Genomic DNA, 12,151 nt, shown 5'->3' with positions numbered 1-12,151 from the left:
CGCGTCAATCGCCCGTCAGCAACGTGGCCTGGGCGGTGGCCTCGGCCGCGGTGCGGCGGGCCTTGATGCGGACGTACGGCGCGATGTACTGGCCGCGGTGGGCGAACGTGCCCGGCGCGGCGTCGATTTGGGCGTGGACCGGCTCGGTAAAGTCCTCGATGGCGAAGCCCACGCGGCACATGCCGCCGATAAGCTGCTCCCAGCGGTGCAGGTACTCGCGCGTGCCGACCTCCCGGAGCCGGCCCGGCGCGGCGGCGGGCAGCGGGCCGTCGCGGTAGTAGGGCTCGGCCAGCTGGTAGCGGCCGGCGGCCGGCTGCTCGCCCGCCTGCTGGCTGGTCGGGCTCTTGTGCTGGCTGAGGTACAGCCCGCCGAATCGCAGCACGCGTGCGACCTGCTGGAACACGACCGCCACGTCCGGCACGTAGCAGGTGCTGACGGGCTGGGCGACCAGGTCGAACGACCCGGCCGCGAACATCGACAGGTCCTCCATCGTGCCCTCGACCACGCGCACGGCCAGGCGCCGCTCGGCCGCGACGCGGCGGTCGTGCGCGAGCATCTCGGGGCTGATGTCCAGCACGGTCACCTCGGCGCCGGCCGCCGCGAACAGCGCGCTCTGCCGCCCGCCGCCGGCGGCCAGGCAGAGCACCCGCTGGCCGGCAACAGAATCGCCCAGCCACCCCCGTGGGTCGATCGCGCGGAGGGGCTGGGCGAGGTCGTCGTCGCTCACCGGCCGGGTCAGCGGCGCGCCGCGACGCGCCAGCTGGTCCCAGGCTCGGGCGTTATGCTCGGCGTGGTTGGACATGCCGGCGGGTTGTAAACGCCAGCGCGGCCAGAAGCAAGGCCGCCGCGGCGGGCTCGGGAACGGTGGCCGAGCCGACGGCGCCGCTGGCGATGGCGACCGCGTCCAGATCGAAGTTGAGATCGGTCTGAGCGTCCTGGTCGTCGGCCAGGCTGAACCGCAGGTAGCCAACCTCGCTCAGGCCCGTGGCCGAGATGTCGAGCCACAGCCCGCCGCCCGACCCGCCGAGCAGCGTCATGGCGGCGTCGAAGTTCAGGCCCTCGAAGTCGGCGAAGGCGCCGGTGAACGGCAGCTGGAAGTCGCTGGGGTTGGTGAACGCGGCGTCGGTGTAGCCGGCGGTCGGGTTGTCGAACGTGAAGTCGCCCAGGCCGACCCAGCTCGCGCCGTCGCTGCTGACCGCGACCGAAGCCGAGTCGATCCCGAAGGCGCCGAAGTCGACGCCCGTGCCGGCCTGGCCGTTAGGCCAGTCGACGTCGATCAGACCAGTGTTGGTGAACACGCCGATCTCCGGGCCGCCGGCCTGGGGGATGGCGAAGTTGGAGAGCCGCAGCGTGATCTGGCCGCCCTCGCCGATCGATACCAGGTCGTCGGTGCTGAACGGCGGGTTGAACGGGCTCACCTCACCGAAATCGGTGTCGCGTTGTGGCTGGCCCAGCGCGGCGGCGGTGTTGGTGTAGCCCGCCGACGGCGCGGCGCCGGGCGTGTAGGAGAGCACCTCGACGGCGTGCTGAGCATGGGCCGCGGAGGCGGCGGCGAGCGCGAGGGTGGTTAGCGAGAGCAGCTTCTTCATGAGGTCGTTCCAAGGTGGGGGTTAGGAAAACGCAGTCGGCCGGCCAGCCCAACGCCGGCGGCCAGGAACAGGAGGGCCGCGGCCGGCTCGGGCGCGGCCGCGGAAAGAGTGGTCGGGGAGGCGCCGTAGTGGTCGCGCCACAGCTCGTAGCCGTCGTGGCCGGCGCCGGCCGCGGCGAGGCCGTCCCGCCAGACCGTGTAGTCGGCCGCGTTGACGGCGCCGTCGGCGTTGTAGTCGCCGGGCTGCGTGACGGCCGGGGCGGGCTCGGCGGGGTCCGGGTACGCGGTGAAGTTGAACACCGTGGCGAAGGTCCACCCGTCGATGGCGCCGTCGGCCAGCTCGCGCGAGGCGAAGCCCCGCTGGTTGCTCTCCCATGTAGAGTCGAACCCGCTGGGCAGGCTGGCGTAGTGCCAGAACCGCAGGTACCAGCCCTCGCCGTACGCGTCCAGCGGGTCGGTCGCTACAGCGCCGTCCGCCTGGCTCTGCGTGGCTTGCGTGACGCCCCGCTGGTCAAACGCGGAGTTGTCCGACAGCGCGAACGACTCGGGTTGGTTCGCGTCGTACCCCAGGCCGTACATCCGCACCTCGGCGGCGTCGAGCTTGGCGTACACGCGCTGGTCCGCCGCGATCACCGCCAGCAGCATGTCGCGGCCTGTGGCCTGGCCGTCCCAGCGGTAGCCCCAGGCGAGCGGGCCGCCGGCGGCGGGCGACTCGTCCCAGTCGATGATCAGCGCGGCCTGGTTGGCGCCCTCGCCGACCCAGTGCTGGATGTCGGTGAACGAGGTGACCGGCGCGGCGCAGGTCGGCGCCGCGTAGAGCAACGCGGCCAGCCCCGCGATGCATGGAACAGCGAGGAAAGCCGGGGCCGTCCGACAACTCGTAGCCACCGGCTCTGCCGGGGGGTAGGTTTGCTCGCAACCGCCGCCCCGGCGAGATCCCCCGGCAGAGCCGGTGGCCACGGGCAACAGGTCAGGCCGGCGGGCGTCCGAACGGCGACGCCCGCAGCGTTGCTTCTTCTGTTCGCTCACGGCGTCTCCCCCCCGGCGCGGGTCAGCAGCGCGGTGAGCGCCGCCGGCTCCAGTTCGTTTGGCAGGAACGCGACGTGGCCGTCGCAGAACAGCGCCTGGGCGCCGCCCGGGTGGGGGCTGCCGATGTTGTTGCTCAGGAGCGACCCGCCGTTGATGGGGGTAGACTGCTCGTGGGCGAACAGCGTGTGGCCGTTGACCCACTCGGTCTCGCCGGTGCGGCGGTTGAGCAGTTCGGCCACCGCGGTGGTGTGGGACAGCCCGTCGGTGATGGACCGCAGGCGGGTGGGGACCTCGTACAACATCACGCCGAGGTACGGGTCGGCGAGAACCTGCTGGGCGGAGAGCGGCGCCTCGTTGCCGGGGCCCTCGACGCCGTACACGCCGCCGTAGTCGGTGAACGCGGCGCCCGAGAACAGGCCCACGCCGGCGTGCAGTTCGGGCGCGTCGGTGCTGGGGCAGAGGAACAGGTCGACCACGGTGGCGGCCGCCGTGCGGTTGGCGGCGTCGTACGCCGGGCGGTCGTGCAGGAACTGCTGGTGCAGCGCGGGCAGCTCCAGCTGCGGCAGCACGTCCAGCCGCCACGACCGCAGCAGCGGCTGCCGGAACGGCTCGCCGGGCGCCGGGGGCTGCGGCTTGCAGCCGACGCAGCCGGTGGGGAGCGACTTGGCGGTTCCCTCGTAGCTCAATAGCGCCAGCCCGATCTGCTTCAGGTGGTTCTGGCAGGTGGTGCGGCGGGCGGACTCGCGGGCCATCTGGACCGCGGGCAGCAGCAGCGCAACGAGGGCGGCGATGATCGCGATCACGACCAGCAGCTCCACCAACGTGAAGCCGCGCAGCACGCGCCGCGGGGGCGGGAAACAGGGGCGGTCCATCCGCGTGGGGTCTCGCGGGCGGCGTCGTGGGCGCAGCGGCGTCGGCATCCAACCGACAGGTAGCAGCGCGGGCGCGGCCCAGTTGTCCGGTGCGGCGCCCGTCCCTCGCAGGCGGCCGACGGTAAACGCGGTGGTAGGTCTTCTGACTCCCAGGCCCCGGTCCGAATCTGCCTTCTCACCGTTGGCTTTCCGAAGAAAACCAGCAGCAATGGCGACGAATCGATCGGCGGGTTAACTCAAGTCGGCCCAGTACCGGAGAAGCGGTTTCTGAGACGCGACAAGCGTGTCTGCCTGGTCACAGCGGCGGGGCCGTCCCGGAATTGCACCGGATTCCCTGTTCGTTGGCCGGGCAAGAACGCTCCCGGGCCAACCACCAACGCGACGTGCGGAGCAGCTTAGCAGCGGCCGGGCGCGGTGTAAAGGAGCGGCGCCCCGCGGCTGATGATTGGCCACCGCAACTAGCAATCTTGCTAGTAGTTCAGCGAGTAGAGCAGCACGTTCAGCCCCAGCCGGGCCGCGTCGGCGCGGGAGTAGCCCCGGCACTCAACCGCCTCGTGCTTCTCCAGGGCGCAGCTCAGGTCGTAGGGGGAGAAGATCACCGCCCAGCGGCCGTCGATCTTGACCCCCTCGAGCACGGGGCGGGTCTCGCGGAACCGCGCAGCCAGCGGCTGGTCGGCCGCCACCGGCTGTGGATTGCGGGCCTGCACGGTGCGGACGTCGTACCCGCCGTAGGCGTCGGTGAAGATCGGGTCGTCGGGCGGGATCCGCTCGATCGCCGCGCCGGGTAGCGCCGCCTTCAGCTCGCGGCGGAAGCCTTTGGTGAACGCCGGGCTGGCGCAGATAGAGTCCCCCAGCAGCGACCCGCCGCGCTGCAGATAGTCCCGCAGGTGGTCGCGTTCCTTGGCCGTCAGGCGGAAGTCGTGCCGGCCGTGGATGAACGCGATGTGGTAGGTGAACAGCGACTCGTCCGCCAGGCTGATCAGCGGCGACTCGGTCGAGATGCGGAGCTTGAGGTCGCCCTGGCCGGCGGCGCGGGTCAGGTTGGCGAGGGCGCCGGGCGCGTCGTTGCAGCCGCCGCCGTGCTCCAGCTTCGCGATGCGGATCACGCCGCGCTCGGCCTCGGGGTCGGCGAGCGATTCAGCCGACGCGTCGACAAACACCTGCTCCTTGCCCTGCGGCTTGCGGCCCGTGGCGTAGGCCAGCACGTTCAGGCCCAGGTCCTCCGCGTCTTTCACCCGCGCGCGGACCGCCGCCGGGTACGACACGGCGGCCATCGGGCGGTTCAGCTCCCAGTAGCACGAGAGGTCCTCGTCGCAGTAGACCACGCAGGTGCGGCAGCCGTACTCCACGGCCCACAGCTTGCCGAGGTAGGGGGAGTCGGGCCGCACGGCGCGCTCCATCCGCCACACCGGGTGCGCCGGGCGGAGCTGCCGCAGGCGGTACTCGGGCTCGGGGAACATCGCCTCGACGAGCTGCTCGAGCGACCGCCGGAACGGCCCCTGCCCGCCGCAGCACGCCTCGGCGAAGATGAACCCGCCGCGGTCGACGTAGTCGCGCAGCTTCTTCGCGTGCTGCGTGAGCCGCGCGACGTTCGACCCGCTGACGTAGATCACCGGCGCCTGCAGCAGGTCCTCGACCGTGGCGCCCTCGGGGTCGAGCTGCTGCCAGGTGAGGTCGAGCCGCCACGCGCGCTCGGCCACGGCGGTCAGGTGGGCGGCGTCGGAGCGGTGCTGGTTCCAGCCGTCGCCGTAGTCGAGCTTGGCCATCAGCACGGGCCGGCGTCCCTTGGAGAGGAACAGCAGCGCCAGCGACGTGCCGACGTGCGGGTTCTGCTCGCTGCGTCCGCCGGTCCAGTAGTGCGACAGCGGGTCCTGCCGGTTGACGATGAACTCGGTCCCCTCGCGGTACCAGTCGTGGTCGCCGATGAACCGCTGGGCGGTCAGCCGCCCGACGCGTTCCAGCGCGTACAGGTAGTAGTACAGCCAGCCGCGGCTGGCGGCGTCGGAGCTCGGGTTGCGCGTGACCGAGAAGTTGCGGCCCATCCACGACAGCGCGTTGGCGATACGCTCGTCGTCCTCGTGGGTCACGCAGCAGCGGACCTGGTCGCCCTCGACGCGGGCGTCGCCCTGGTTGAGCGCCTCGCCGGTCATCACCAGCGCGGCGATCCCCGCGCAGGTCATGCTGCCTGAGGGCCCCTGCGAGCCGCTATACGACCACGACCCATCGGCGTTCTGGTTGCGGCGCCAGTAGCCGTTGGCCGCCCGCCAGGTTTCGATCGACACCTGCGCGCCCACCCGCTGCGCCTCGTGGAGCGCGAGCGTGGCGAACTGCGCGTTGCTGGGGTCGGCGCCCGGCCCGGGGTACGACCACCCGCCGGCATCGATGCCGGGGCCCGGGTGCTGGGTGGACTCGAGCTGGTCGACGCACGCCTGGATGGCGGCCAGGTCCCGCCCGGGCGTCGCGGCCGCCAGCACCATAATCTTCAGCGACACGCAGTACGTGCGGTCGGGCTTGATCCCCCGCAGGTAGTCCAGCGCCTTGGCGACCGCCGGGTCGTCGGGCTCGACGCCCGAGTTCAACAGCGCCAGCGTGCACAACGCCGGGATGCCGCCCTGGAAGCCGGGCATCTCCGGCCAGCTGCCGTTGCCGCGCTGCTGGCTTTTCAGGTACGCCACTCCGCTGCTGATCGCCGCCCGCACGTCCTGCGGGTTCAGCGCATCGGCCGGCTGAGCCCCGGCGGGCCGCGCAAACAGCCCAACCGCTACAACCAACCATGCAAGGGCTGTCGCCAAGCGAGCCATCGATCGCCGCCCCGGGTTCACTTCAGTGAGACTACGCAAGTATCGTACGTTTCTGGAGTTGCGCTGGCAAACGCCATCGGCGGAAGCGTTGGCCGGTCGACCGGCGAGTTATAGAATGACGACTCTGGAAAGTGGTGAGTAGAAGGTGGTGGGTGGTGAAGAGTCACGAAGAGCTGGAGGTCTGGCAGAAGGCGATCGATCTGGTTGATTCTGCGTACGGGATAGCCGTTGGACTTCCCGATCAAGAACGATTCGGATTGATCAGCCAACTCCAGCGTGCGGCCGTGTCGGTCCCGGCGAATATAGCGGAAGGCGCGGGGCGAGACTCCACCAAGGAGTTTCTTCGGCACCTGTCGATCGCCCGCGGTTCGTTGGCGGAAGTATCCACCTTCTTTGTGATCATTGAACGCCGTGGGTACGCCTCCCCAGAGACACTAAACGCCGCCAGAGCCCTGCTCGATCAGGTCGGTCGATTGCTCAGCGGTCTGCAGCGCTACCTACGCAAGAAGCTCGACAAAGCCTAGCCGTACTATTCCCACTCACCGCTCGGCAACCACCAACCACCCTCCACGCACCACCCACCACCGCCCATGTCTCGCAACCTCGGCGACGTTCTCCAGGAGTTCCGCCAGCACCGGCTGGTGATGCAGCAGGAGCTGCAGAAGGTGATCATCGGTCAGGACCTGGTGATCGAGCAGATCTTCGCCGCCATCTTCACCCGCGGGCACTGCCTGCTGGAGGGCGTGCCCGGGCTGGCCAAAACGCTCATGGTCAGCACGCTGTCGAAGATCCTCGACCTGGAGTTCAAGCGGATCCAGTTCACGCCCGACCTGATGCCGTCGGACATCACGGGAACCAACGTGCTGGAAGAAGACGAGCACGGGCGGCGGAATTTCCGCTTTGTCGAAGGCCCGATCTTCACCAACATTCTGCTGGCCGACGAGATCAACCGCACCCCGCCCAAAACACAGGCCGCGCTCTTGCAGGCGATGCAGGAACGCGAGATCTCGGTGGGCCAAACCACCTACGACCTGCCCCAACCGTTCTTCACCATCGCCACGCAGAACCCGATCGAGCAGGAGGGCACCTACCCGCTTCCCGAGGCGCAGCTCGACCGGTTCATGTTCAACATCAAGGTCGACTACCCGACCCGCGACGAGGAAGAGAAGATCCTCGCCAGCACCACCCGCGGCGAATCGCCCGAGATCAGCAAGGTGCTGTCCGGCAAGGCGATCCTCAACCTGCAGAAGCTGGTCGGCAGCGTGGCGGTCAGCGAGTACATCATCAAGTACGCCGCGTCGCTCGTGCGGGCGACCCGCCCGCGGGACGAGTCGGCGCCGGAGTTTGTCAAAGAACTAGTAGACTGGGGCGCCGGCCCCCGCGCCGGGCAGTTCCTGATCCAGGGCGGCAAGGCGCTCGCCGCCATGGACGGCCGCTTCAGCGTCGCCGTGGAAGACGTCCAAAAGGTCGCCACCCCCGTGCTGCGGCACCGCGTGAGCACCAACTTCCAAGCCCAGGCCGAAGGGATGACCACCGAGGACGTGATCGCGCGACTGGTGAAAGAGATCCCCACCCCCGAGATCCCCAAGTTCGCAGGCCAATAGATAGCCGGCGAGCTACGCCTCGGCGGAGTGCGTGTTGGGGATAAACCACGAAGGGCACAAAGGGCCACGATGGGATGCGAAGGTTAATGGTGGTCGAACGCGTCGTCGACCTTGGAGGTAGAGGCTTCGTAGTCTTTCCAGGGATTGTTCCCGTACATAAAGAGCGGTTCCACATTGGCGATCAACTCCTATTGATCTGCCCAGATGGCGTCGAGAGGAATACAGCGATTGCTGGCATAGAAGCTGGAGTCCCGAACCCAAACGGAGAAGTTGTCGTGCTATTGAAGGATATCGCCGTAGACGAGATCCCACCTGGCACACAGGTGTGGTCAACAACGCCGGACTAGTTGGCTTCACAGTGAACTTCGTGTCCTTTGTGCCCTTTGTGGTGAGCAAGACCTGAATCCGTGCGGGTTGATTGCACCACAGAGGGCACGGAGGACACTGAGTGAATGACAAATGGATCTGATTAATTGTCCGAAGTGCAAGACAGGCGAGCTCACCGACTCATTAGAAGCTGAGCTAGGGATTACCTTCTGGACTTGCTCAGTGTGCGCCTACAGAGCAGTCGAAGATGAGTCTCTCGAAGAAAAGTGTCCGAGATGCGGCAGGTTTGGCTACTCCATTCTTCTCGATGAAGATGGTTACTTTGATTGGTGTCCTCAATGTGGAAGGCTTACATACTAGCCTCTGAATCCTCAGTACCCTCCGTGGTTAACCCAACCCAACTCCTGGCGAGCCATAGCTCGCCGGCTACTCCCTGACCTCCGACCTCTCACCCCTGACCTCTCACCACTCGCTTGTCCTCCGAAAAGTACCTCAAGCCCGAAGTTATCCAGCAGATCAAGCGGCTGGACCTGCGTGCGCAGTTCATTGTTAAGGGGTACCTGCAGGGGATGCACGCCAGCCCGTTCCACGGGTTTTCGGTCGAATTCAGCGAGCACCGCAAGTACACGCCCGGCGATGACCCGAAGGACATCGACTGGCTGGCCTACGCCAAGACCGACCGCTACTACGTCAAGAAGTTCGAGGCCGAGACCAACATCACCGGCTACCTGGCGATGGACCTGTCGGCCAGCATGGCCTACACGTACCGGCAGGAGCTGACCAAGTTCGACTACGCGATCTGCCTGGCCGCCGCGCTCACCTACCTGATGGTGCTGCAGAACGACCCGGTCGGCCTGGTGACCTTTGGGCAGAAGATCACCCGCAGCCTGCCGCCCAAGAGCAAGCGGCAGCAGATCGGCACGATCCTCTCGCTGCTCTCAAACCTCAAGCCCGAGGGCCAGACCGACATCGGCAACAGCCTGATCCAGCTCGCGGCGATGCTCCGCCACGCGAGCCTGGTGATGGTGTTCAGCGACCTGCTGACCGACCCCGAGCCGGTGATCGCCGCGCTCCGCCGATTGCGGCACGGCGGACACGACGTGATCCTGTTCCACGTGCTCGACGAGGCCGAAGTTAAGTTTCCCTTCCATGGGCTGGTCGACCTCGAAGAACCCGAAACCGGCCAGCGGCTCGAGATCGACGCCGACGGCTACCGCCGCGACTACCTGGAAGAGATCAACGCATTCCGCGAGTCGTACCGCGAGGAGTGCTTCAAGAGCGGCATCGACTACGTGCCGCTGGACACGAGCATGGCGTTTGATAAGGCGCTGACGGAGTACCTGGCGACAAGGAGGCAAAGAGCTTAGCGGGCTATTGGCTGTTAGCTGTTGGCTCTTGGCTTCCGAAGGGGATGCTATGCAAGACTTTCGGAATCTACAGGTGTGGCAGCTTAGCCATGAGCTCACACTAGAGATCTACCGTCAGACTAAGACGTTCCCTGTTGACGAGCGGTACGGCCTGACATCGCAACTGCGACGGGCGGCGGTTTCAATCGAATCGAACCTCGCAGAAGGTTGCGGTCGAGGGAGTGACCCAGACTTCGCAAGATTCGTTCAGGTCGCGCTTGGATCAGCCGCCGAAGTTGATTGCCAGCTGCTGATCGCACGCGACCTCGAGTTCCTGCCTGGCAACATTTATGACCAACTGCAATCAGAACTGCAAAGAGCGAAGAAGATGCTCAACTCGCTGCTGCGAACGCTACGCAACAAAGGCCAATAGCTATTAGCCAATAGCCAACAGCTACTGCATGACCTTCCTCACCCCTCTACTCACCGCCGGCGCTGCACTGATCGCGATCCCGATCGTGCTGCACCTGGTCATGCGCCGCAAGCCGCAGCAGCTGCAGTTCCCGGCGCTGCGGTTTGTGATGAAGCGGCGGTCGGTGAACCAGACCAAGCTGAAGCTGCGGCACCTGATCCTGCTGCTGCTGCGGTGCGCGGCGATCGCGCTCTTGGCGTTGGCGTTGGCGCGGCCAGTGCTGCAGGGCTCGGGGCTGCGGGGCGGCGCCGGCGGGTCGGCGGGCGTGGCGATTGTCATCGACAACTCCGCCCGCATGGGCTACCGGAGCGAGAACCAGACCCGGCTGGCCGCGGCCAAGCAGATCGCCGACTGGCTGCTGGGGCGGCTGCCGGCGGACAGCCAGGTGGTGGTGGCCGACACCGGCTCGAGCAGCCCCGGGCGGATCCTCGACCGCGACGCCGCGCGGCTGCGGGCGGGGCGGGTGCGGCCCGCGTCGCGCGACGTGGGCCTGGACGCGTCGGTGCGGTCGGCGCTGGCCGCTCTCCAGCAGGCGGGCGCCGAGCGGCAGGAGGTGTTCCTGTTCACCGACCGCACGGCGGGAGCGCTCGACACCGGCACGCTGGAGGGCATCGCCCGGACGCTTGAGGAGCACCCAGACGCGACGCTGTACCTGGCGGACGTTGGCGTGGAGGACCCGGTCGACCTGGGGATCCGCTCGCTAGAGCTCTCGGGGTCGACGCTCGCGGTGGGGCAGTCGCTCGGCCTGGGGGCGACGCTGGCCTCGGTCGGCAAACGCCCCGACAAGCCGGTCACGATCGAGCTGTGGATCGACGGGCCCAACGGCCCGGAGAAACGCGGCGAGCAGCTCGTAACCGTCGAGGCGCCGCTGCAGCGGGTGGAGTTCTCGATCGCCGCCCTGCCCGAGGGCGTGCACCAAGGGTACGTGCGGGTGGTGGGCAGCGACCCTCTGCCGGCCGACGACGCGCAGTACTTCACCGTCAGCGTCGAGGCGCCGCGGCGCGTGCTGCTGCTGGCCGACGACGCCGCGGACGCGGTGTTCGTGCGCCAGGCGCTGACCGCCGCCGGCCCCGCCCAGGCGTACGAGGTGGACGTCGAGCCGTTTACCGCCAAGTGGCAGCCCCGGCTGCACGACTACCGCGCCGCGTTCCTGCTCGACCCGCCGTCGATCGGTTCGACCGGCTGGCGGACGCTGGGCAACTACGTGAGCGGCGGCGGCTCGGTCGCGTTCTGTCTGGGCCGCAACTCGCAGCTGCCGCGGCTCAACTCGGCCGACGCGCAGCAGCTGCTGCCGGGCGAGTTCCGCTGGATCTCACGCGACGAGACCTACCTGCGCCCCCGCTCGTACAGCCACCCGGCCATCGCGCCGCTGGCGGACTTCGCCGAGTCGATCCCGTGGCCGCAGTTCCCGGTGTTCGAGTACTGGAGCCTGGGCGAGCTGGACGCGTCGGCGGTGGTGGTCGCGCCGTACGCCAACGGCGACCCGGCGATCGTCGAGCGGCGGGTGGACCGCGGCGTGGCGATCACGGTCACCACGCCCTTCTCCGACCCGGCGTCGGGCGAGCCGTGGAACCTGCTGCCGACCGGCGTGGACCCGTGGCCGTTCCTCGCGTTGACCGACAGCCTGACCGCGTACCTGTGCGGCGCGGCCGACACCCGCCGGGTGTACCGGCCGGGCGAGACCGCCATTGTGCCGCTTGGTGAGGCCGCCGGCGCGACCGGCTACGTGCTGCGGCTGCCCAGCGGCGACGCGATCCGCCAGACGCTGCCGGCCGGGCAGCGCGAGGCCGCGATCGGCATGACCGAGGAGCCGGGCAACTACCGGCTACAGGCGGGCGGCGCCGCGGACGGGATCGACGCCGGGTTCTCGGTGTCGGCGCCGCCGGAGCTCGGCCTGCTGGAGCGGGTGACCGACGCCCAGCTCACCGCCGCGTTGCCCGCCGGCCGGTTCCACCTGGCCACCGGCGAGGCCGACCTGGCCGAGCAGGTCGACGTGGGCCGCGTCGGCCGCGAGCTGTACCCCTGGCTGATCACGGTCGTGGCGTTGGCATTGGCCGCCGAGCAGTGGTTCGCCAACCGCTTCTACGAAGAGCCCGCCCCCCCGAACTAGCA

The 12,151-nt window shown here is 68.4% G+C and carries 11 protein-coding genes and 1 riboswitch; of the genes, 6 read left to right on the top strand and 5 right to left on the bottom strand.

The window, feature by feature from the left end; all coding sequences use genetic code 11:
- Positions 1-4: 4 nt before the first annotated feature.
- From KOR34_RS21535 to KOR34_RS21515, 5 genes are all read right to left on the bottom strand, one after another.
- Positions 5-802, bottom strand: a complete 798-nt coding sequence (locus KOR34_RS21535; RefSeq protein ID WP_228714735.1) for a class I SAM-dependent methyltransferase — start codon at positions 800-802, stop codon at positions 5-7.
- Entirely contained in the window at positions 780-1,589 is an 810-nt protein-coding gene (locus KOR34_RS21530) for a PEP-CTERM sorting domain-containing protein (RefSeq protein ID WP_146568136.1), read from the bottom strand. Before KOR34_RS21530 ends, KOR34_RS21535 begins: the two co-directional genes overlap by 23 nt.
- Positions 1,586-2,476, bottom strand: a complete 891-nt coding sequence (locus tag KOR34_RS21525) for a hypothetical protein (protein WP_146568134.1) — start codon at positions 2,474-2,476, stop codon at positions 1,586-1,588. The genes KOR34_RS21530 and KOR34_RS21525 overlap by 4 nt, the downstream gene beginning before the upstream one ends.
- A gap of 137 nt (positions 2,477-2,613) precedes the next feature.
- Positions 2,614-3,489: a DUF1559 domain-containing protein gene (locus tag KOR34_RS21520; RefSeq protein ID WP_197531651.1), complete on the bottom strand. Its 876-nt coding sequence runs from the start codon at positions 3,487-3,489 to the stop codon at positions 2,614-2,616.
- Between the two features lie 115 nt (positions 3,490-3,604).
- Positions 3,605-3,882: riboswitch (cobalamin riboswitch) on the bottom strand.
- Positions 3,883-3,959: 77 nt separating this feature from the next.
- The gene (locus KOR34_RS21515) at positions 3,960-6,281 is read right to left on the bottom strand and encodes a DUF4159 domain-containing protein (protein WP_146568130.1); all 2,322 of its coding nucleotides are present in this window, start codon (positions 6,279-6,281) and stop codon (positions 3,960-3,962) included.
- A gap of 164 nt (positions 6,282-6,445) precedes the next feature.
- Between KOR34_RS21515 and KOR34_RS21510 the strand changes: the two genes are divergently transcribed.
- The 6 genes from KOR34_RS21510 to KOR34_RS21485 all read left to right on the top strand — a co-directional run bounded on the left by KOR34_RS21510 (position 6,446) and on the right by KOR34_RS21485 (position 12,149).
- Positions 6,446-6,814 (top strand): four helix bundle protein, encoded by a 369-nt coding sequence (locus KOR34_RS21510; RefSeq protein WP_146568128.1) that lies wholly within the window; start codon positions 6,446-6,448, stop codon positions 6,812-6,814.
- Between the two features lie 66 nt (positions 6,815-6,880).
- Positions 6,881-7,894 (top strand): AAA family ATPase, encoded by a 1,014-nt coding sequence (locus tag KOR34_RS21505; RefSeq protein WP_146568126.1) that lies wholly within the window; start codon positions 6,881-6,883, stop codon positions 7,892-7,894.
- Positions 7,895-7,983: 89 nt separating this feature from the next.
- Positions 7,984-8,241 carry a hypothetical protein gene (locus KOR34_RS21500; protein ID WP_146568124.1) on the top strand — a complete coding sequence of 86 codons (258 nt, stop codon included), beginning with the start codon at positions 7,984-7,986 and terminating at the stop codon, positions 8,239-8,241.
- Between the two features lie 453 nt (positions 8,242-8,694).
- The gene (locus KOR34_RS21495) at positions 8,695-9,588 is read left to right on the top strand and encodes a DUF58 domain-containing protein (RefSeq protein WP_228714734.1); all 894 of its coding nucleotides are present in this window, start codon (positions 8,695-8,697) and stop codon (positions 9,586-9,588) included.
- Positions 9,589-9,661: 73 nt separating this feature from the next.
- Positions 9,662-10,000, top strand: coding sequence for a four helix bundle protein (locus KOR34_RS21490; RefSeq protein ID WP_261342665.1), 339 nt, complete (start codon positions 9,662-9,664; stop codon positions 9,998-10,000).
- A 28-nt stretch (positions 10,001-10,028) separates the two neighbouring features.
- Positions 10,029-12,149 carry a vWA domain-containing protein gene (locus KOR34_RS21485; RefSeq protein ID WP_146568120.1) on the top strand — a complete coding sequence of 707 codons (2,121 nt, stop codon included), beginning with the start codon at positions 10,029-10,031 and terminating at the stop codon, positions 12,147-12,149.
- Positions 12,150-12,151: the final 2 nt, after the last annotated feature.

This window comes from Posidoniimonas corsicana, assembly GCF_007859765.1.
Classification (GTDB): Bacteria; Planctomycetota; Planctomycetia; order Pirellulales; family Lacipirellulaceae; genus Posidoniimonas; species Posidoniimonas corsicana.
The sequence above is the reverse complement of the archived record's forward strand: the minus strand, read 5'-3'. Positions and strand labels throughout refer to the sequence as shown.